This window comes from Ruegeria sp. BG7, from assembly GCF_056535685.1.
On sequence record NZ_JBQFIU010000001.1, the window covers coordinates 3,177,299 to 3,198,485 of the forward strand.

Annotated in this window: 21 protein-coding genes; 11 read left to right on the forward strand and 10 right to left on the reverse strand. The window is 57.5% G+C overall.

Translation table 11 applies throughout. From position 1 onward, the window contains the following. Window positions 1-175: 175 nt before the first annotated feature. On the reverse strand, window positions 176-2,449 hold the full coding sequence (locus ACR3EH_RS15705) for an NADP-dependent malic enzyme (protein ID WP_171186226.1): 2,274 nt from the start codon (window positions 2,447-2,449) through the stop codon (window positions 176-178). A gap of 183 nt (window positions 2,450-2,632) precedes the next feature. Here ACR3EH_RS15705 and ACR3EH_RS15710 point away from each other — a divergent pair, with 183 nt between their 5' ends. The 7 genes from ACR3EH_RS15710 to upp all read left to right on the forward strand — a co-directional run bounded on the left by ACR3EH_RS15710 (window position 2,633) and on the right by upp (window position 9,020). Continuing rightward, a complete protein-coding gene (locus tag ACR3EH_RS15710; protein WP_171186224.1) occupies window positions 2,633-3,337 on the forward strand; it encodes a hypothetical protein in 705 nt (234 codons plus the stop codon). Continuing rightward, a complete protein-coding gene (locus tag ACR3EH_RS15715) occupies window positions 3,300-4,403 on the forward strand; it encodes a cupin domain-containing protein (protein WP_171186222.1) in 1,104 nt (367 codons plus the stop codon). The genes ACR3EH_RS15710 and ACR3EH_RS15715 overlap by 38 nt, the downstream gene beginning before the upstream one ends. A gap of 92 nt (window positions 4,404-4,495) precedes the next feature. Next, entirely contained in the window at window positions 4,496-4,888 is a 393-nt protein-coding gene (locus ACR3EH_RS15720; RefSeq protein ID WP_171186207.1) for a cytidine deaminase, read from the forward strand. 4 nt (window positions 4,889-4,892) lie between these two features. Next, complete coding sequence (locus ACR3EH_RS15725) at window positions 4,893-6,200, forward strand: thymidine phosphorylase (RefSeq protein ID WP_171676152.1); 1,308 nt, start codon at window positions 4,893-4,895, stop codon at window positions 6,198-6,200. Beyond that, a complete protein-coding gene (locus tag ACR3EH_RS15730; RefSeq protein WP_171186203.1) occupies window positions 6,197-7,408 on the forward strand; it encodes a phosphopentomutase in 1,212 nt (403 codons plus the stop codon). Before ACR3EH_RS15725 ends, ACR3EH_RS15730 begins: the two co-directional genes overlap by 4 nt. Continuing rightward, window positions 7,405-8,391 carry an adenosine deaminase gene (locus tag ACR3EH_RS15735; protein WP_171186201.1) on the forward strand — a complete coding sequence of 329 codons (987 nt, stop codon included), beginning with the start codon at window positions 7,405-7,407 and terminating at the stop codon, window positions 8,389-8,391. Before ACR3EH_RS15730 ends, ACR3EH_RS15735 begins: the two co-directional genes overlap by 4 nt. Beyond that, entirely contained in the window at window positions 8,388-9,020 is a 633-nt protein-coding gene (gene upp / locus ACR3EH_RS15740) for a uracil phosphoribosyltransferase (protein ID WP_171177569.1), read from the forward strand. Before ACR3EH_RS15735 ends, upp begins: the two co-directional genes overlap by 4 nt. A gap of 6 nt (window positions 9,021-9,026) precedes the next feature. On the opposite strand, the gene ACR3EH_RS15745 is transcribed toward upp, so the two are convergent. Then, window positions 9,027-10,040, reverse strand: a complete 1,014-nt coding sequence (locus ACR3EH_RS15745) for a hypothetical protein (protein ID WP_171186197.1) — start codon at window positions 10,038-10,040, stop codon at window positions 9,027-9,029. Between the two features lie 147 nt (window positions 10,041-10,187). On the opposite strand from ACR3EH_RS15745, the gene ACR3EH_RS15750 reads away from it, so the two are divergent. Next, the gene (locus ACR3EH_RS15750; RefSeq protein WP_171676150.1) at window positions 10,188-11,123 is read left to right on the forward strand and encodes a DMT family transporter; all 936 of its coding nucleotides are present in this window, start codon (window positions 10,188-10,190) and stop codon (window positions 11,121-11,123) included. Window positions 11,124-11,346: 223 nt separating this feature from the next. Next, window positions 11,347-12,120, forward strand: coding sequence for a Hint domain-containing protein (locus ACR3EH_RS15755; RefSeq protein WP_371810734.1), 774 nt, complete (start codon window positions 11,347-11,349; stop codon window positions 12,118-12,120). A 56-nt stretch (window positions 12,121-12,176) separates the two neighbouring features. On the opposite strand, the gene ACR3EH_RS15760 is transcribed toward ACR3EH_RS15755, so the two are convergent. The 8 genes from ACR3EH_RS15760 to ACR3EH_RS15795 all read right to left on the reverse strand — a co-directional run bounded on the left by ACR3EH_RS15760 (window position 12,177) and on the right by ACR3EH_RS15795 (window position 20,131). Further along, complete coding sequence (locus tag ACR3EH_RS15760) at window positions 12,177-14,378, reverse strand: 3-hydroxyacyl-CoA dehydrogenase NAD-binding domain-containing protein (RefSeq protein ID WP_171676148.1); 2,202 nt, start codon at window positions 14,376-14,378, stop codon at window positions 12,177-12,179. Then, window positions 14,371-14,859, reverse strand: coding sequence for a cupin domain-containing protein (locus ACR3EH_RS15765; RefSeq protein WP_171186191.1), 489 nt, complete (start codon window positions 14,857-14,859; stop codon window positions 14,371-14,373). The genes ACR3EH_RS15760 and ACR3EH_RS15765 overlap by 8 nt, the downstream gene beginning before the upstream one ends. After that, window positions 14,859-16,070, reverse strand: coding sequence for an acetyl-CoA C-acetyltransferase (locus ACR3EH_RS15770; protein ID WP_171186189.1), 1,212 nt, complete (start codon window positions 16,068-16,070; stop codon window positions 14,859-14,861). The genes ACR3EH_RS15765 and ACR3EH_RS15770 overlap by 1 nt, the downstream gene beginning before the upstream one ends. Before the next feature lie 11 nt (window positions 16,071-16,081). Then, window positions 16,082-16,720, reverse strand: a complete 639-nt coding sequence (locus ACR3EH_RS15775; RefSeq protein WP_171186187.1) for a glutathione S-transferase family protein — start codon at window positions 16,718-16,720, stop codon at window positions 16,082-16,084. Window positions 16,721-16,999: 279 nt separating this feature from the next. Further along, a complete protein-coding gene (locus ACR3EH_RS15780) occupies window positions 17,000-17,212 on the reverse strand; it encodes a hypothetical protein (protein ID WP_171091078.1) in 213 nt (70 codons plus the stop codon). A gap of 54 nt (window positions 17,213-17,266) precedes the next feature. Then, window positions 17,267-19,048, reverse strand: coding sequence for an acyl-CoA dehydrogenase C-terminal domain-containing protein (locus ACR3EH_RS15785; protein ID WP_171186185.1), 1,782 nt, complete (start codon window positions 19,046-19,048; stop codon window positions 17,267-17,269). Window positions 19,049-19,090: 42 nt separating this feature from the next. Further along, window positions 19,091-19,492: a MerR family transcriptional regulator gene (locus ACR3EH_RS15790; protein ID WP_171091075.1), complete on the reverse strand. Its 402-nt coding sequence runs from the start codon at window positions 19,490-19,492 to the stop codon at window positions 19,091-19,093. Window positions 19,493-19,762: 270 nt separating this feature from the next. Continuing rightward, the gene (locus ACR3EH_RS15795; protein ID WP_171186184.1) at window positions 19,763-20,131 is read right to left on the reverse strand and encodes a MerR family transcriptional regulator; all 369 of its coding nucleotides are present in this window, start codon (window positions 20,129-20,131) and stop codon (window positions 19,763-19,765) included. Window positions 20,132-20,246: 115 nt separating this feature from the next. Here ACR3EH_RS15795 and ACR3EH_RS15800 point away from each other — a divergent pair, with 115 nt between their 5' ends. Further along, on the forward strand, window positions 20,247-20,666 hold the full coding sequence (locus ACR3EH_RS15800; protein WP_171091070.1) for a PaaI family thioesterase: 420 nt from the start codon (window positions 20,247-20,249) through the stop codon (window positions 20,664-20,666). A 1-nt stretch (window position 20,667) separates the two neighbouring features. Beyond that, window positions 20,668-21,186, forward strand: coding sequence for a PaaI family thioesterase (locus ACR3EH_RS15805; protein WP_171091068.1), 519 nt, complete (start codon window positions 20,668-20,670; stop codon window positions 21,184-21,186). Window position 21,187 lies beyond the last annotated feature (1 nt).

Here is a 21,187-nt window from a genome sequence, read left to right on the forward strand (position 1 = left end):
TACTTGCTGCAAAAAACAGACTGGGTCACGACTCACCCTAACGCGTAAGGTCCGGTCGGTGCGCGGCCTTCAGAAAATCGGGCTATGCGTGAACTGCAATAGCAGAGCGGCGGCAAACTTTTGGTAAACCGCACCCTATACTGGGGCGCGGTTTTGGTTTTCTTGCTGAGTTTGCTCAGCCGTAATGCGCAACCGGGGTGCCTGCTATGGCAGCCATATTCAACAATCCACGCGCCGTGATCGAAGGCGTGACAATATGAGCCTTGTTGCCCATGCCCATAAGAATGGGGCCAACTTCGATCCCGTCCGCCTTCATCTTGAGGATATTGCGCACCCCGCTGGCGGCATCCGCATGAGCAAAAATCAACACATTTGCCGCGCCCTGCAGTCGTGATCCCGGAAAGATGCGGGCCCTTAGGTCCGCATCCAAGGCGGCATCCAGATTCATTTCACCCTCGTAAACGAAATCACGCGGCTGTTGATCCAGAATGCTCAGCGCCGCGCGCAGCCGTTTGCCGGACCCTTCGGCTTGGTTTCCGAATTGCGACTGCGAGCAGAAGGCAATCTTTGGTTCGATCCCGAACCGGCGCACATGCCGCGCGGCACCAATTGTGGTTTCGGCCAATTCCTCGGGCTTGGGCAGTTGACGAACATGGGTGTCGGCGATGAACAAGGGCCCGTCCTCCAAAATCATCAGAGACAAAGCGCCATGCGGACGTAGGTCGCCTTCGTCCAACACCTGTTCCACGTAGTTCAGATGCCAGCGATATTCGCCGAATGTGCCACAGATCATGCTGTCAGCCTCACCGCGATGGACCATGATTGCGCCAATCGCTGTGGTGTTGGTGCGCATGATCGCCTTGGCCAAATCCGGTGTGACTCCGCGGCGTTGCATGATCTGATGGTACGAGTTCCAATAATCGTAATACCGCGGGTCGTTTTCCGGGTTCACGATCTGGCAATCCGTTCCAGGGCGGATGTTCAGGCCGAGCCGTTCACAGCGCGCTTCGATCACTTCTGGGCGCCCGATCAGGATTGGTGTTTCAGTTGTCTCTTCCAAGATGGCTTGTGCGGCCCGTAGCACCCGTTCGTCCTCACCCTCGGCAAAGACGATTCGGCGGGAGGCAGCTGCTGCAGCCTCGAACACGGGGCGCATCAGAAGGGCAGACTTGAAGACGGTTTGGTTCAGCTTTTCCTTATAGGCTTCCAGATCCTCGATTGGCCTCTTGGCGACGCCGCTATCCATGGCCGCCTTTGCCACAGACGAGGAAACCACACCAACCAGACGAGGGTCGAAAGGTTTGGGGATCAGGTAATCTGGACCAAATGTCAGCTGTTCACCTTTGTAAGCTGCGGCAGCCTCGGCACTTGTTGTCGCGCGCGCCATTTCGGCGATACCGTCGACACAAGCAATCTGCATCTCATCATTGATCTCGGTTGCACCTACATCCAGTGCACCTCGGAAGATAAAGGGAAAACACAGTACGTTATTGACCTGATTGGGAAAATCGCTGCGCCCTGTGGCGATGATCGCATCCGGCGCAACCTCGCACGCGGCCTGAGGCAGGATTTCCGGCGTTGGGTTGGCCAGCGCAAAAATAATCGGGCGGCTGGCCATTTTCGCAACCATTTCGGGTTTCAGGACATTCGGGCCGCTGAGGCCCAGAAACAGGTCTGCTTCTCCGATTACGTCATCCAATGTCCGCAGATCCGAGTTCTGGGCGAACTGGGATTTCTGCGGGTTCATGTCCTCGGCACGACCTTCATAGACAAGCCCGTGGATGTCACAAAGCCAGATATTCTCGCGCTTAACGCCCAGTTTCACCAGCATGTTCAGGCAGGCAATTCCTGCGGCCCCGCCGCCGGTTGAAACGACCTTGATGTCGCCAAATGATTTTCCTGCCACATGCAAGGCGTTCTTTGCGGCCGCCCCCACGACAATGGCGGTGCCATGCTGGTCATCATGGAACACCGGAATGTTCATACGTTCGCGGCACAATTTCTCGACTATGAAGCAGTCGGGGGCCTTAATATCCTCAAGATTGATCGCGCCAAATGTCGGTTCCAGCGCGCAAACGATGTCCGCCAGTTTTTCGGGGTCGGGTTGGTCGACTTCGATATCAAAGCAATCGATGCCTGCGAACTTTTTGAACAGGACGGCCTTGCCCTCCATCACCGGTTTCGAGGCAAGCGCTCCGATATTCCCCAGCCCGAGAACAGCAGTGCCGTTGGACACCACCGCAACAAGATTTCCACGTGCGGTGTAACGCTCGGCATTTGCGGCATCGGCTTTGATTTCAAGACAGGCCTCAGCCACGCCGGGCGAATAGGCCCGAGCCAGATCGCGCCCGTTGGCCATTGGCTTTGTGGCCTTGATCTCAAGCTTTCCGGGCTTCGGATGTGCGTGATATTCAAGCGCAGCCTGTCTCAAACTGGGGGTGTCAGGCATCGGTTTTTCTTCTCCCTAAAAAATATAATTTAACCTTAAACTATTTCTTCAGGCTTGGCTACGTTGCGTCACTTCGGCGAGTTGTCGCAACTGTGAGGCGTCTGCGGATTGAATTTTGTCGCAAAACATTTACATACGGGCAACTTTGCGATTCAATGACCACACAGGCAAGAAGCAGCAGTAATGACAATCAAGCTAAGTGATCAAGCCGAGGGCTTCTCGTCCGGCTTTTCTGCACATGCTGGCTATTCTCGGCTGGCGTTGAGGGGCGTGGTGGCATTGGCGTGCGCTCTCGTTGGCGTTGTTCTCGTCTGGCCCGAGTTCGCAGCGACGTTTAATCAGGAAGGTGGCCCGATCGAAACACTCTCTGCCGCTGGTTTGTTTGTCGCAGGTCTTGCTGCGCTGTGGCGCTATCGTGGTATCTCGCGTGCATATATTGGCCTGACCTGCCTTTTGCTGGCCGAGCGCGAATTAGAGGCTGACATCTATTCCGAGGGTAGTCTACCGTTCACGATCCTTCACGGTTTAGACGTTTTTTTAGATGTCACCTGGGTCAGGGTTGCTTTGGTCATCCTTGTGCTCGGTGGTGCCGTCTGGCACGGCATTCCGACAGGTTGGCGCGCGTTCAAACAACGCAACCTTTCCTTAATGGTGTTTATCGCGGCGGGGTCTGCTGCTGTCATCGCCCAACTTCTGGAAGAGTTTTCGGGATTATATGCTGGTGCTTTGTCAGACCTCATGATGGTGCGCCTTTTTGTGCTGGAAGAAACGCTCGAGATGTTCTTTTCGATTGGCATTTTGGTCGCTGTTCTGATCGGATGGCCCAAAGCACAATCCAACGGAACACCCAATGACCAAGACAGCCGGGCCATCGCAGACATACGCTGAATTTCGCCAGCCCACGCAGGAGTTGCGTGACGACATCCCCTTTTACACAAAGACATTAGGGATGAAGATGGACATGATCTATCCTGCAGACGATCCGCGAATAGCGGTGTTCTCAGGTCATGGGTTGCGCTTGCGCATCGAAAAGGATGCACCCGAAAGCGCCGGAACGCTGCGTATCCTGACCGATGACCCCGAAGGTTTCGCCAATGGTGAACGCGTTCTTGTTGCGCCCAACGGCACCCGTGTTGAAATCGAAGAGCGTAACCCCCCGTTAGTAATGCCTGTAACGGTTCATTCCTTTGTGGTGCGCAGGCTCAAGGATCAGGCACCTTGGATCATTGGCCGCGCAGGGATGCACTACCGCGATCTGGTGCCAGACCGCTTGGGTGGATCGATCATCGCCAGCCATATTCGTATCCCCGACGGTGGCCCGGTGCCTGACATGGTACATTTTCACAAGGTTGGGTTTCAGCTGATCTTCTGCATCCACGGATGGGTTGATGTCGTCTATGAAGATCAAGGTGAGAAAATGCGCCTGACCGCTGGCGATTGCTTTATCCAGCCGCCGGAAATTCGTCATCGCGTGCTGGAAGCATCCGATAACGTTCAGGTCATTGAGATCGGTGTGCCGGCAGAACATGTCACGGAAATCGACCATGACATGCAGCTCCCAACCCCGCATTTTCGTCCCGATCGGGAATGGCAGGGACAACGCTTTGTCTACAATCAGGCGAAGGATGCCGAATGGGCGCCTTTCCGTTTGCCAGGTTACATCTGCCGCGACACAACGATTGCCGAAAACACCAAGGGTGTCGCCGGGGTTCAGGTCGTGCGCAAAGGGCAGGGTGATCCGGAATGGGCCAGTCATGACACCGATATCCATTTTACCTTTGTGATGGACGGCCAAGTGACGCTGGAAGGCGAAGACCGCGAGCCATACCGGCTGGAGCAAGGCGACGCATTCGTCATTCCACCGGGCATGCGTACGCGCCTGTCCACGCCGTCGGACGATGTCGAATTGCTGGAAGTCACCTTGCCCGGTACCTTCACCACTGCGCTTGGGTGACTGAAAAACAAGGGAAGGGGGGCTTCTATTCCCCCACCTTTTTCCGGTAGGGTCCAATTTTCTGACCAGATGATCAAAAATAGGGAATCGCCATGTCGCTGAAAGACGCTGCTTTGTCCGTCCGGGAAAACGCCTATGCGCCTTATTCGAACTTCAAGGTCGGCGCGGCGCTGCGGTCTTCCTCGGGTCAGGTTTATTCCGGTTGCAACGTCGAGAACGTCGCATACCCCGAAGGCACGTGCGCTGAGGCTGGCGCGATTGCCGCGATGGTCGCCGCGGGCGAGCAGGAACTGACCGAAGTTTATGTGGTCGCCTCTAGCCCGCAACCCGTGCCGCCTTGCGGTGGGTGCCGACAGAAACTGGCCGAGTTCGGCAAGCGCGATGTGAAAGTCACTTTGGCGACCGTGGAAGGTGCCGAGTTCGAAACCACCATCGGAGAATTGCTGCCGGGCGCGTTCGATGCGTCCCACATGGAGGATGTCTGAACGCATGGACGCCCGTTCGATCATTGCAAAACTGCGCAAGCAGCAGGTGCCGGGGCGCGAGGAACTGATCTGGTTCGCGCAAGGTCTAGCCGATGGCAGCGTCAGTGACGCGCAGGCCGGGGCCTTTGCCATGGCTGTCTGCATGGGGGGATTGGGCTCGCAGGGGCGTGCGGATCTGACGGTTGCGATGCGCGATAGCGGTGAGGTTCTCACTTGGGACGTGGACGGGCCTGTGATTGATAAACACTCGACCGGCGGGGTCGGGGATAGCGTCAGTCTGGTACTTGCCCCGGCGCTTGCGGAATGCGGGGCTTATATTCCGATGATCTCGGGCCGTGGCTTGGGGCACACTGGTGGCACGTTGGACAAGCTTGAGGCGATACCGGGTGTCAGCACACAGATCGGGCAGGATCGCCTTGCGCAGATCTTGCGCGAAACCGGTGCGGCCATCGTGGGCGCAACAGGTCAGATCGCTCCGGCGGACAAGCGACTTTATGCGGTGCGCGACGTGACCGCGACGGTCGAAAGCCTGGATCTGATCACCGCATCAATCCTGTCCAAAAAGCTGGCTGCCAGCCCGGATGCGTTGGTTTTGGACGTCAAGGTCGGCAGCGGTGCCTTCATGAAAACGATGGAGGAAGCGAACAAGCTGGCCTCTGCATTGACTCAGACCGCGAACGCGGCCGGGTGCCGGACATCAGCCGTCATAACGGACATGAATCAGCCATTGGCACCGGCGCTTGGCAATGCGTTGGAAATTGCCGAAGTCATGAAGGTCCTGACGGGATCGCAATCTTCACCGTTGGCAGACATCTCTGCCGAGTTGGGCGGGGTATTGCTGAAGGATGCAGCAATGTGCGCGTCGGTTGAGGAGGGGCGAGAAAAAATCGCCGAAATCATTCGTGACGGGCGCGCTGCGGAGCGGTTTGGTCGCATGATGGCTGCGGTCGGCGGCCCCGTACAGTTCGTCGAGACCTGGGCCCGGTTCCTGCCAGAAGCAAGTGTCATCCAAGAAGTCTCTGCCCCGAAGGACGGCTATATTGCGGCTATCAACGGTGAGGCGCTGGGTCTTGCCGTGGTGGCGCTGGGCGGTGGTCGTCAGGTCGAAAGCGACCAGATCGACCCGGCTGTTGGGATTTCCGGCATTCTCCGGCTGGGGGATCGTGTGTCCAAAGGGGCACCCATCGCTGTAATCCATTCGGCGCGGGAGGACGCTGCGCGGCGCGCCGCTGAAAGCGTGCTTGACGCGATCACGATCAGCGATACTGCTCCGACATTGCCTGCTCTGATCCACGAAAGGATCAGCTTATGAGCCGTGCCTTTCTCGTGGTGATGGATTCCGTCGGGATTGGCGGAGCGCCGGATGCCAACCGTTTTTTCAACAGCAACGTTCCGGATACCGGCGCGAATACAGTGGGCCACATCGCGCAGGCTTGTGCCGAGGGGCGCGCGGAAGAGGGTCGTTCAGGTGCTTTGAACCTGCCGCATCTCGACGCATTGGGTCTGGGTGCGGCTGTGCGCTTGGCGTCCGGGGACACAACCCCGGGATTGAACGCAGAACCCACGGGCCTTTGGGGCTGCGCGCGAGAGCATTCGCCCGGCAAGGACACACCTTCGGGCCATTGGGAATTGGCGGGCCTACCGGTGCCATGGGATTGGCATTACTTTCCAGACACGGTTCCAGCCTTTCCAGCGGACCTGAGCCGTGCTGCGGCTGAGGCAGCGGGGACCGACGGCGTCCTTGGGGATTGTCATGCGTCGGGCACTGCGATCATCGCCGAGTTGGGTGCCGAGCACATGCGGACCGGTTGGCCGATCTGCTACACCTCTGCCGACAGCGTGTTTCAAATCGCTGCCCACGAAGAAAGCTTCGGACTAGACCGGCTGCTGGACATGTGCCGCACGCTTGCGCCGCGATTGCATGAGATGAAAGTGGGTCGTGTTATTGCGCGCCCCTTTATCGGCACGCCAGAGACGGGCTTTGAACGCACGACCAATCGCAAGGATTTCGCCATTTTGCCGCCCGCACCAGTGCTGACCAATTGGGCGCAGAATGCGGGACGGAAGGTGCACGCCGTGGGCAAGATCGGCGACATCTTTTCGATGCAGGGCATCGACACGCTGTGCAAAGGATCGGACGCCGAATTAATGCAGCACCTGTCTGATCTTGTGGATGAGGCGGAAGAAGGCAGTTTAAACTTTGCTAATTTTGTCGAATTCGACAGCCTTTACGGCCATCGCCGCGACATCAGCGGTTATGCCCGCGCTTTGGAATGGTTCGACCGCGAGATCGGAAAGATTCTGGCAAAGCTCCGCCCCGGCGACCTATTGTTGCTGACTGCTGATCATGGCAATGACCCCAGCTGGACCGGAACGGATCACACGCGTGAACAGGTGCCGGTTTTGATAGCAGGGCAAAGTGCGGGGCAAATCGGGCAAGTGGACTTTGCCGACATAGCCGCCAGCATTGCCCATCACCTGAACATTCCGGCGCAAGGGCCGGGTAGGAATTTTTTATGAGCGTCGCCGACCTTCCAAAAATCGAACTGCACCTGCATCACGAAGGCGCAGCGCCCCCCGCCTTCATCCGCCAGCTCGCGCATGAAAAACGCGTGGACCTGAGCGGCATCTTCAAGCCGGACGGATCGTATGATTTCCGCGACTTCGCGCATTTCCTGAGCGTGTATGAAGCTGCTTGCGAAGTCCTGAAAACGCCCGAAGACTTCCGGCGGCTCACTTTGGCCATTCTGGAAGAAAGCGCTGAGAATGGTGTGGTCTATTCTGAGACTTTTCTGAGCCCTGATTTCTGTGGCGGCGGCGATCTGAACGCGTGGCGCGATTATCTGAACGCCATTCAGGATGCCGCAGATGAGGCCGAGCGCAAATTCGGTATCACTCTGCGTGGCGTCATCACCTGTGTGCGCCATTTCGGTCCCGAACAGGCCAAGCGCAGCGCCCATTGTGCAGCTGAGACCGCGGGCGACTGGATCACCGGATTTGGCATGGGTGGGAACGAATCCATTGGTGCGCAAGGCGATTTCAAATGGGCCTTCGATTGCGCGCGCGAAGCCGGTCTGCGTTTGACCACTCATGCGGGTGAGTTCGGCGGCCCTGACAGCGTACGTGATGCCATCCGCGATCTGGGGGTCGAGCGCATTGGTCACGGCGTCCGCGCCGTTGAAGACCCGGACCTTGTTCGCGAGCTTGTCGACCGCGACATAACCCTCGAGGTCTGCCCGGGATCGAACGTGGTTCTTGGCCTTTTCCCTGATTTCGCGGCCCACCCGATAGCGCGCTTGCGCGACGCGGGCGTGAAGGTCACGGTATCCACAGACGACCCGCCATTTTTTCACACGACCATGCGGCGGGAATATGAGATGTTGAACGCAGCTTTCGGCTGGGAGGCCGAGGATTTTGCGGCACTGAATGAGACGGCCCTAAATGCGGCTTTCTGCGATGAAGACACCCGCGCGCGGGTCAAGAAAAGACTGGAGACATCATGAGCGAACATCTGACCGTCGTCGATCACCCGTTGGTTCAACACAAACTGACGCTCATGCGGGACAAGGGCACTTCAACGGCTGAGTTTCGGCAGTTGCTGCGCGAAATTACGCTTTTGTTGGCCTACGAGGTCACGCGCGAAATCCCGTTGACCACGCGCCATATCGAAACGCCGATGGAAGAGATGGACGCCCCCATTCTGGCGGGTAAGAAGATGGCCTTGGTGTCTATCTTGCGTGCCGGCAACGGGATGTTGGATGGCGTTCTAGAACTGGTGCCTTCAGCACGTGTCGGTTTCGTGGGTCTATACCGAGACGAAGAAACGCTGAAACCCGTTCAGTACTATTTCAAGGCACCCGAAGGGCTGAAAGACCGACTGGTCATTGCTGTTGACCCGATGCTGGCCACCGGCAACAGCTCTGCCGCCGCCATTGATCTGCTGAAAGAGGCGGGCGCGACGGATATCCGCTTCCTTTGCCTGCTGGCGGCACCCGAAGGTGTGGCGCGCATGAAAGAAGCGCACCCTGACGTGCATATTGTCACCGCCGCTTTGGACCGTGAGCTTAACTCGAAAGGCTATATTATGCCGGGTCTGGGCGATGCGGGTGACCGTATGTTTGGCACCAAGTAAGTCCGATTATTCGCCACAAATGTTCTGAAGCCGGACCCAGTCGCGGTCCGGCAAAACCTGTTCCAGGGTGCGACCTGCCATCGGGTCCGCCTCGATCAGTCCCAAGACAGTTTCACCTGTTATATCTCGGGCATATGCATAAGGCGTCGAGGGCAGCGCGGCTTGTGCAAAGACCGCCAAAAGCTGGTCATCCAAAAGCGAAGGCCGAGGGTCTGACACAACCTGTTCTGTGTAGCTGTCGATGATGGCAGGCGTCAGTCCGCCGGTTGTCAGCAAACGGAAGGCCGACGATGCACCGGTTCGATCCAGAAGATCATCAAGCGGGTCCGTCTGTTCCATGCGGGCACGTTCCGCAATGACATAACCCGCGGCGACGGCAGGGTCCTCATAGTCTTCCACCAACGATTTGTTCAACACAACCGTGCCGCCGGGAAGGCTCAGACTATCCTGAACGCCCGCGGGTAGGATAATGATCTGGCGTACACCAGTCCGCTTGGCCAGCCGATCCAGCGAAGCCTGCGCATCGACCGAAGAACAGGCGCGCCCGGAAACACGTTCAATTCTGTGCAGAATGGTTTCCCCGATCTCTTGTCGCTTGACCTGAGGTACAACCGAGACGACGTGGCCTTGCAGCGCAGCAGGCAGCCAAAACAGCAACAGGGCCAGAACAGCGGCAACGACGCCCCCAACACTCAACCACCGCAGACGACCGGGATGCGGGCGTGCGCGATCAATGGCGCGCTGCAAACGGTCGATGGCGTCCAGCATCGTGGTCTCGGTTTCGGCCAGTTCCAGCGTTTCGTCCGGGTCGCCGTCGGGGTGGAAGATGGCCGGAAAAGAGCCCGGATTCTGTCGTTCCAAGGCTGCCAAAGACCAATGGGTCAATGCCCTGTCATTAAAGTCAGAAATCGTCAGAGTGGCTTCGCCGATCGACACCACGACCTCTCGCCGTTGTTCATCGGGCGAGGGGCGCCACAGACCGGTGGCTTCGATCCGCTGGTACTTTTTCAGGGCCGTCATCTTGATGGGGTCTGCTCAGATTTGTTTTGCCACAGCTTAGCATGGGGCATTCGTTAGGCGCAAACCTGTTGCGCAGTCATTCCGAAATGTGCTGGATACCGAACAGGATTGGAACCGCCGATCTTTGATCGCAATTGGGGCGTTTACATGCAGGATCATCCAACAACTTCACCGGTGTTGGCCTCTGGCTTGATGGTCGGTGCCATGGCGGTCATTGGTGTGATCGACAATGTGGTGGTTCTGTTGGCTGAAACGGTTGGCTTGTGGCAGTTCCACCTGACTCGCGCTCTGCTGATGTTTCCGCTCATTGTTGGCCTGTCTGTTCTGGGATTGGGTGGGCTGCGCCCGCGTCGTTGGGGGGCTGTCATTTTGCGCAGCCTTCTGATCACGACGGCCATGCTGTGTTACTTCGCCTCGTTGTCAATGATGCCAATTGCAGAAGCGTTGGCGGGATTGTTCACGTCGCCGATCTTCGTGTTGCTGATCTCGGCGCTTGCGCTCAAGCAGACGATTGGCCCCTGGCGCATTCTGGCTGTTCTGATGGGTTTTACCGGTATTCTCTTGGTGCTTCAGCCAAACCCGACTGACTTTGACGCGCGCACGCTTCTGCCGGTTGCGGCAGGGTTTTTCTATGCGCTGAGTTCGATCCTGACACGTTCGATGTGCTCTGAAGAAAGCACAGTGGCAATGTTGGCGGCAATGGTTACCACGCTGGCCATTGCCGGAGCGATTGGTGTTATCGCCTTCACGGTTGTTCCCGTTGAAACCCCTGACGGACCGGATGGATTTGTCACGCGTGGCTGGGTTTGGGCGTTCGGACCCGCGATGCTTTGGATAGGCATCCAGGCTGTGGGTTCAACAATCGCTGTCTATATGCTGATCAAGGCGTATCAGGTTGGCGAGCCGTCGTATGTTGCGGTCTTCGAATATTCAGTCATGATTTTTGGTCCGCTCTTTGCCTTTGTCGCGCTTGGGCAGACCATCGGTGCCCTGCAAGTTTCGGGAATAGTCTTGATAGCGGCGGCAGGGGCATTGCTTGGATGGCGGGCCAGACGCTCTTCGTCGTTGCAAAAGGTGGCCTGACGCTTCCAACGCACTGAAGGGCCGGGATTCGAACAAAGATTGCCCGCTTTTCGTTTCAGATTTCGCGATAAAGCCCGTTTATTCGGTGAGAGTGTTTACGAAAAAACCGGAACATAAGGCAAAATTAGCCCAAATTGGGCGTAATTATGTCGGAAATAAGACGACCTTCATCTTTGGTGCTACCACTGAGACATATCAATTGGTGCCAAAGGGGGTTCGGCACGTGTCTGAAGTTACGAGTATTTCTGTTTATCTGAATCAAACGCCTGACGGTGATCCAACCAACCTGAACCAAGCGGTGAATGCACGCCGCGGAGGATTTCTGAAAGGCACGAAAGTTGCAACCACCAGTGGTTGGAAACCCGTCGAACGGATCGCTGTTGGCGATCTTATCCGCACGTTGGATCACGGCTTCAAAGGGGTGCGCCGCATTTCAACCAACGTTGTGGTTATCCCTGCAGACGAGCGGCGGGACGAATATCTGCCTGTTTTTGTACCGGCCCGCGCCGCGTTTAACGGACGGCCTGTCTGGCTGATGCCCGAACAGGGCATGGCGTTGACCCTGTCCAAAATCGATGCCGAAAGAGACGGGGTGTCAGTGGTGCCCGCGCGTGTGCTGAGTGGCGCAGGTCGTCTGATGTCACAAGCACCGGGATCTTCTTTTGAAGTCTGTTCGCTGTTTTTCGACGAGGATCAGGTGATCTTTGTCGAAGGCGGCTTACAAGCCTATTGCCCCTCGGGTCGTTTTTCGATGCGCGGGTCGCTGCATAGGCAAAGCTACGAGGTGGCAGACGACGTGGCCGCTGCGGACTTGGCCAACTCCATTGCAATCAAGGGTGATATGTCAGCCCTTGCAAACCCATTGGGTGCACTGCCTGCACCCATTCCACAGGATCCGATATTCCCGATCCGCCCGCCATCTGGGGTCAGGCGGCCGGGTCGACCGGGGCGTCCGAACGCTCCGGTTCTGTTCCTGCGGCCCGAATGGCAGATCTAACCAAACACTGACAAGAACGATGCAGGCGCGTGGTTTCACGCGCCTGCATCATTGTTTCAGGCGGCTTTTGCTTCAGGATTGAAGCGGCCATAGAAGCTCTGACCTTTTTCGGCCATTTCACGCAGCAGCGATGGGCAGGCAAAGCGCTCGCCATAAGCTTCGGTCAATTGATCGCAGCGTTCGGCCGCATAGGGCGTGCCGATGATATCCAGCCAGCTCAGCGGACCACCCGACCATGGGGCAAAGCCCCAGCCCAGAATCGCGCCGACGTCGCCTTCGCGGATGTCTTCCAGAACGCCTTCTTCCAATGCGCGTACCGCTTCCAGAACTTGTGCAAACATCAGACGTTCCTGCACTTCGATCAGGTCCGGTTGGTCTTTGGCGTGCGGGTACTTGTCTTGCAGACCCTTCCAGTACTCGACGCGCTTGCCCTTGTCGTCATAGTCGAAGAAGCCCGCATTGGCCTTGCGACCCAGACGGCCCTGTTCCTCCATCCAGAAGATCAGATCGTCTGAGGGGCTTTCGGGATAGGCGTCGCCCATGGCCGCCTTGGTGGCGCGGGCGATCTTGGCCCCGAGATCAATCGAAGTTTCATCGGTCAGCTGGATCGGGCCGACCGGGAAGCCAAGCTGACGCGCGGCGTTGTCGATCAGGATAGGGCTGACGCCCTCGGTGATCATGCGCGCACCTTCGTTGATATAGGGGATGATGCAGCGGTTGGCATAGAAGAAGCGCGCATCGTTGACCACGATCGGCGTTTTGCGGATCTGACGGACATAATCCAGCGCCTTCGCCACTGCGCGATCCCCGGTTTCCTTGCCCTTGATGATTTCGACCAGGAACATCTTCTCAACTGGCGAGAAGAAGTGGATACCGATGAACTGCTCGGGCCGGACCGAGGCTTTTGCCAGATCGGTGATCGGCAGGGTCGAGGTGTTCGAAGCAAAAATGCAATCCTCGGGGATGATCGCCTCTACCTTCTTGGTCATCTCGGCCTTCACGCCCGGATCTTCGAACACGGCTTCGATGATCAGGTCGCAACCTTTCAATTGTTCCAGATCGGGGGTGGCAGTGATGCGTGCCAGCAGGGCTTCTTTCTTCTCAGTTGTGGCTTTGCCACGCTTGATGCCCTTGTCCATATAGCTTTCGCTGTACGCCTTGCCCTTGTCGGCGGCTTCCTGATCACGGTCGATCAGAACAACCTCCATCCCGGCCTGAGCCGAGACAAGAGCGATACCGGCACCCATCATGCCCGCGCCCAGTACGCCGACCTTCTTAACGCGCTGATCTGGTACATCCTTGGGACGCACAGCACCTTTCTCCAACGCTTCTTTGTTCAGGAACAGCGAACGGATCATGGCCGATGAGGACGGGTTCATCAGGACATTGGTGAACCAACGCGCCTCGATTTTTAGGGCGGTGTCGAAGTCAACCAGCGCGCCTTCATAGATCGAACTCAGCAGAGCCTTGGCCGCCGGGAATGCACCTTGTGTCTTGCCGTTGACCATCGCGCTTGCACCCACGAAGGTCATGAAGCCTGCAGGATGATAGGGCGCGCCGCCGGGCATCTTATAGCCTTTCGCGTCCCAAGGCTTGACCAGATCGGCATCCTTGGCGTTCAGAACCCATTCCTTCGCCGCCGCAACCGGGTCATCTGAAACTGCGTCGATCAGCTGTGCACCCTTAGCCTTCTTCGGGTCCATCATTTTGCCTTCCAGCAGCACTGGAGCGGCGGCCATCGCGCCAACCATGCGGCTGTAGCGCATTGTGCCGCCGCCACCCGGGAAGATACCCAGCAGAATTTCGGGCAGACCGATCTTGGATTTCGGGTTGTCGGTCATCACGCGGTGATGGCAGGCAAGGGCGATCTCGGTCCCGATCCCGGCGCATGTGCCGTTGATTGCGCAGGCAATCGGCTTGCCGCCCTTCTTGGTCTTGGGGTCCATACCTGCCAATTCCAGCTTGCGCAGAATGTGATGGCCACCCATGACGAAATCGAACAGCGCTTGCGCCGGTTCTTCACCCGCCTCCTGGCGAATGGTGGCCAGCGTATTCAGGTCCATGCCGCCTGCAAACGAACCTTCTTTGCCCGAGGTGATGACGATCCCCTTGATCTCATCATCGTTCAGGGCCTGATTGATCAGATGGCTGACCTCCTGAAACGCCTCGCGGGTCAGCACGTTCATGGATTTGCCCTGGGCGTCCCAGGTTACAAAGGCGACGCCGTCCGCGTCTTTGCTCAGAGTGAAATCAGTCATTGTCATCTCCAATCTGGTCAGCCGTCAGCGGGCTGCCGTCTTTCCGGGTGAAAGAGAATCCGTTCTCATCATCCTTCACCATCATGTCTAAGTCGCTGTAAAAACAGGTCTCTGTCGGGGTCCGAGTGCCCACCACCAGAAAGGTCGCAGGCGCATCGGTCTTGTTCACAAGGTGATGGCCGTTGGTTTCACCAGCGGGCCACGCGGCGCAATCACCGGGCTGCATCTCATGCTCTCCATCGTCGTCGATCAGCACGCATGTACCGCTGAGCATGATGGCAAACTCGTCCTGCTCCATATGATAATGACGCAGCGAGGACAGAGCCTGCGGCTCAAGCCGCACGATGTTGACCCCGAATTGGGTCAGCCCACCCGCATCTCCAACGCCTTGGTTGAAACGGCCTCCGACCGCCTCAGCCAGCTTGCCGGGATAGGACGAGCCACCCTTGAACGGGATCTGAGAGAGATCCAGCTTGGGCATCAGACCCGCTCGATAATCGTTGCCGCACCCATGCCGGACGCGATGCAGAGCGTGGCCAGACCGGTTTCCTTGTCCTGACGCTCAAGCTCATCCAGCAGAGTGCCGATGATCATCGCGCCAGTTGCGCCCAGAGGGTGCCCCATCGCGATCGAGCCGCCGTTTACGTTCACAAGGGCCGGATCAACATCAAACGCCTGCTGGAACCGCAGCACAACCGACGCGAAGGCTTCGTTCACTTCGAACAGGTCCAGATCACTGATCTTCATGCCGTTGTCGGCCAGGATCTTTTCGGTCACCGGAACCGGGCCGGTCAGCATGATGGTCGGGTCGGTGCCGATCTTGGCGGTTGCCTTGATACGGGCGCGCGGCTTGAGACCGTATTTTTCACCGAATTCCTTGTTGCCGATCAGAACAGCTGCCGCACCGTCCACGATGCCCGAACTGTTGCCCGCGTGGTGGATGTGGTTGATCCGTTCCAGATGCGGGTACTTGATCATCGCCACCTTGTCGAAGCCCGGCATCTGCTCGCCCATCATCTGAAAGGATGGGTTCAACGCGCCGAGGCTCTGCATGTCAGTGCCAGGGCGCATATATTCGTCGCGATCCAGAATGGTCAGACCGTTCTGGTCCTTGATGGTGATGACCGATTTCTCGAACCGGTTGTCTTCCCAGGCCTCTGCCGCGCGTCGTTGAGATTCAACGGCCAGCGCGTCTGCGTCGTCGCGGCTAAAGCCATACTCCGTAGCGATAATATCCGCTGAAATACCCTGCGGAACGAAATAGGTCTCCATCGCCAGCGAAGGATCAACTGCAATCGCCGCGCCGTCGCTGCCCATAGCCACACGGCCCATCATCTCAACACCGCCAGCGATATAAGCTTCGCCAGCGCCGCCTTTGACTTGGTTCGCCGCCAGGTTCACGGCTTCCATGCCCGAGGCACAGAAACGGTTGATCGCCAGACCGGGGATCGACTGATCCAGGTCCGAGGCCAGAACCGCCGAGCGCGCCAAACATCCGCCTTGTTCCATCACTTGTGTGACGTTGCCCCAGATCACATCCTCGACGGCGTGGCCTTCAAGGTTATTGCGTTCTTTCATCGCGTTCAGGGTCAGGGCGGACAGGCGCACCGAGGTAACCTCGTGCAGGCTGCCATCCTTGCGGCCCTTGCCGCGCGGGGTGCGCAGGGCGTCATAAATGTAAGCTTCTGTCATGGGTCTTCTCCTTAAGCTCGATCCGACGGGTTGCCGGGCATCAGGTCATAGGGGTGTTTCCAGCCGGGCTGCTCGGATAACCGGGTCAGCCAGGCGTCAATATGGGGCCAGTCGGCGCGGTCAAAGCCGAATGGTTCGGGGTAATAGAGATAGCCGCAGCAACTGAGATCGGCGTTCGTCACGCCGTCGCCAACGATCCAGTCGCGACCCTCCAAATGGGCGTTCAACACTTGGTAAGCTGCCTTCAGGCGCCCTTGATTGAAAGCAATCACATCGGGATTGCGATGCTGTTCCGGGAGGAAGTTGATCAGAAAACGCGTCAAGCCTGCCATCGAACTAAGCTTGTGATTGTCCCACAGGACCCAGCGGAAAATGTCGTAATTTTCTTCGCGATCCTTGCCGCCGAACTTGCCCGATTTTTCAGTCACATAAGCTTGAATGGCGCCAGATTGGCTGGTGCGGAAATCACCGTCGATCAGGACAGGCGCTTCACCCATCTCATTGACCTCGGCACGAAACTCAGGTGTGCGCGTTTGACCGTTGAAGAAGTCGACAAAGACGGGCTCCCAATCTAACTCGGACATTTCCAGCGCCAAAGCAGCCTTGTAGCTGTTTCCGCTTTCTCCAAAGCAATGAAGTTTGATGCTCATGCGATCGCCCCTCCCAAGGCGCAATTGGCTAGGCCGGATTTGAGTATTTTTGAAAAGATGAAGGTCTGTCAGTTACCTTTGATCAACCATCTTCGAATTCAATGGTCCCGCGGTACAGGCTGGAGAGCCGATGACCGCAAAAGGTGAAGTCGTCCCTGTCCTGATGGCGAGTGCGCCCTGTGGCAGGGACGCGTCGCCGCTTCATCTTTTCACAAATACTCCCGCCGGAGGCATCCGGCATTTAGGCTAGCGTTGTCATTGTAAGTTCATCGCATTGGCTCATCTTTTCCGTGCCTCAAGCTCAGAGTTGAAGATACGCAAGCGGTGGGTCAGGTTTTCCTCATCAATCACACTGTTGAAATTTTCGAACAAAAAAGACAAAGCCTCACCTTCGTCCAGACCAGCCTCTCGCGCGAACGCTTTGAGCTTGCGATACCCGTCCTCAGTCATGGCGACAGGAAAGCGACGTGTCAGGCGAAAACGCTTTGGCATTTGGGTCCTCCGGTGGTCTGGGTCCGGGCAGGGTTGCCCGAACCCACACTGAGATCAGAAGTTCGCCGCGTCCAGTGCCATTACCGTGTCCGCACCCGTCTGGATGCGCGCCAGATGCATCCTGGTCGCGGGCAAGCGGCGTGCCATGTAGAAGCGGCCGGTGTTGATCTTGGTCTCGTAGAACTCTTTGTCCGATGCACCACCGTCCAGAGCATCTTGTGCCGCTCTCGCCATCTGCGCCCACATCAGGCCCAGGCAAACATGGCCGAACATGTGCATAAAGTCGTACGAACCAGACAGCGCGTTGTTCGGGTTCTTCATGCCTTCCTGCATGAAGTACATGCCAGCTGCCTGCAGATCTTTTGACGCGGCTTTCAGCGGCTCGATGAACGCCTTGTCATACGCTTCGTCCTTGCCGCCGTTTTCCTTGCAGAAGGTTTTGACCATCTCAAAGAACGCCATGACGTGCTTGCCACCGTCCTGCGCCAGTTTCCGGCCAACAAGGTCAAGCGCCTGAACGCCATTTGCGCCTTCGTAGATCATCGCGATACGGGCGTCGCGGGTGTATTGCGACATGCCCCATTCTTCGATGTAGCCATGGCCGCCATAAACCTGTTGCGCCTGCACGGTCATGTCATAGCCCTGATCCGTCAGGAAACCCTTGATGACCGGCGTCAGCAGCGAGATCAGACCATCCGCGTCTTTGTCACCCGAGCGATGCGACTTGTCGAGCATCGTCGCGCCCCAAAGGATGAACGCGCGCGCGCCCTCGGTAAAACTTTTCTGATCCATCAGGTTGCGGCGGATGTCAGGGTGTACGATCAATGGATCGGCAGGGCCGTCCGGGTTCTTCACGCCGGTCACATCGCGGCCCTGAAGGCGGTCCTTGGCATATTCCAGAGCGTTTTGGAACGCGGCCTCGGCCTGTGCCAGACCTTGCATCCCCACACCAAGACGCGCTTCGTTCATCATGGTGAACATGGCGCGCATGCCTTTGTGTTCTTCGCCCAAAAGCCAACCGGTGGCCTCGTCATAGTTCATGACGCAGGTCGAGTTGCCGTGGATGCCCATTTTCTCTTCAATCTTGCCGACCGAGACGCCGTTGCGCTCACCCGGTGTGCCGTCTTCGTTGACGATGTACTTCGGCACGATGAACAGCGACACGCCCTTGATGCCATCAGGGCCACCGGGGATCTTGGCCAGCACCAGGTGGATGATGTTGTCGGCCATGTCGTGATCACCGGACGAGATAAAGATCTTCTGGCCAGAAATCTTATAGCTGCCATCGCCCTGCGGTTCCGCTTTGGTGCGCATCAGGCCCAGATCGGTGCCGCAATGCGGCTCGGTCAGGTTCATGGTCCCGGTCCATTCACAGCTGACCATGTTCGGCAGGTACTTGTTCTTTTGCTCGTCAGTCCCGTGCGCCAGAATCGCAGAGGCCGCGCCATGCGTCAGACCCTGGTACATGGTAAATGCCTGGTTAGACCCCGAGAACATCTCGCCCACGGCGGTGCCCAGTACATAGGGCATGTTCTGGCCGCCATACTCTTCCGGCATGTCGAGGCCAGTCCAGCCACCTTCTTTCATCTGCTCGAAGGCGTCTTTGAAACCGGTAGGAGTGTACACAATACCGTTTTCCAACCGGCACCCTTCGGTGTCCCCTACGACATTCAACGGATGCAGGACGTTGGTGGCTACCTTGCCAGCCTCTTCCAGAACCGCGCCGGTAAACTCGGCTTCCAGTTCGCTATAGCCGGGAATATCCGACTGAGAGATTTTCAGAACGTCGTGCAGGATGAACTGCGTGTCTTTGGTTGGCGCGTTGTAAACGGGCATGTGAAGCTCCCTTAATTCATATGTCCGGATGGCGGGGCGAGGTTACTCGGCCGCCTTCTTTTCCTGTTTCATCGAGGCGATGACTTTCTCGCCCCAGCGCAACTGCTCTTTCAGATCGTCGATGGCTTGCGTCAGCTCGCGGCGGCGTTCTTCCATGTCCGCCAGACGTTCCAACGCGATTTCATATGTGCGGGTCATCTGAGTGACCTGCTGGTCGCCCACATGGTACAGATCCAGAAGTTGTCGGATCTCTTCCAGGCTGAAGCCAAAGCGTTTCCCGCGCAGGATCAGTTTCAGCCGCGCCCGGTCACGTTTGGTGAACAGACGTTTTTGGCCTTCGCGGATCGGGAACAAAAGTTCCTTGGCCTCGTAGAACCGCAAAGTGCGTGGCGTGACATCGTAAGTCTCGCACATCTCGCGGATTGTCATCACATCTTCGGTCATTCGTCATACTCTCGTCACTGGCGTCATGAGACATGAGTTGCGCAGTTGCTTTGAGCTTTACAACACGTGAGTGACGTTTACGTAATTCAGACGCTGCGTCACTTCAAAGTTGACGTAACATCCAAACGCGTAAACGGGCTTTCGCGTAATTTTCTTGCCCTAAGGTCAAGCCTGAGCCCCAGCTTTTGCGTGCAAAAAAGCTGTGCGCACACGCGTGAGGTGTGTCGCAAGACAGAGTGTACAGGAAAGAATTCCGAAGCGAAGGAAGACCTACTTCAGGGACTTTGCTGTTTGGTCGCGCAGGCGCTTCAGTTCGTCCATGGCTTCGTCAAGTTGCTCGCGTTGCTGCTCAAGCTCGCTCATTTGGCGGTCCGCCATCTCAACAAAAGTAGCCATTTGAGCTTCGTTGCCCTGATCCTCATAGATCAAAAGCCATTGGCGAATCTCTTCCAGCGGGAATCCAAACTTGCGGCCACGCATGATCAACTTCATCCGGGCGCATTCCCGCGCGCCGTAAAATCGGGACCGGCCTTCGCGATCTGGTTGCAGAAGTTCGATGTATTCGTAATAGCGCAGGGTGCGCGGTGTTACATCGAACTCGGCGCACATCTCTTTGAATGACAAACGGTTGTTGGACATTCCTAGTCTCCTTGCCAGCAACCTAGGCGGTCCCGATCCCAAGCGCAACAGGTGGGCTTGCCCTTTGCCGAAACAGCGGCTCATAAAGGAAGGGACGAGAACAGGACAAATGCCAATGGTCGACAAGACAGTACTAGCCCGCCAATTTATCGAGGCGATCCCTCATGCGCGGGCCCTGAACCTGACGCTGACCCATATTGGCGAGGGCGAAGCAGAGATCACGCTGCCATACAACGAAGATCTGATCGGAGACCCGCGCACCGGCGTGATCCACGGCGGGGCAATCTCGACCATTTTGGATACGTGCTGCGGTGCTGCGGTGATGAGCCACCCATCGGCACCCGGGGGGACTGCAACCATAGACTTGCGGATCGACTATATGCGCGCGGCAACGCCGGGTCAGACAATCACGGCACGCGCGACCTGCTATCACATCACGCGGAACGTGGCGTTTGTGCGGGCGACTGCCGTTGACAATGACACAGACCTGCCTGTGGCAACCGCTGCCGGGTCCTTTACGGTTGAGGGGAAGTAACATGGCAAGACCGCGGCCTGAACCGATGCAGGTGGTCAAACAACGGCGCGATGCGGCATTGCGCGCGCTGGTTGATGGCGTACCCTATATCCGCTTTCTCGATATCAACTTCGACCGGCGTGGGGATGAACTGACCGGTGTGTTGAATTTCGACGACAAACTGATCGGCAACCCGTTTTTGCCTGCGATTCACGGCGGCGTCACGGCCGCCTTTCTCGAAGTGACCGCTGTCATCACTCTCAGTTGGGAACACATGTTCCCGCGCATCGAGAGTGGTGAGATCGATGGTGAGGCCATCGTGACCGACCCGGACATCCGCTTTCCCAAGACAATCGACTTTACCGTTGATTACCTGCGCTCGGGCCTGCCGCGTGATGCTTACGCAAGGGCTTTTGTCAGCAGGTCGGGGCGGCGTTATGCTTCGGTCCGGGTGGAAGCCTGGCAGGACAATCATGCGAAACTGTTTGCGCAGGCATCAGGGCATTTCCTGATGCCTCAACCCCCCAGAGACAAGAGCTGAC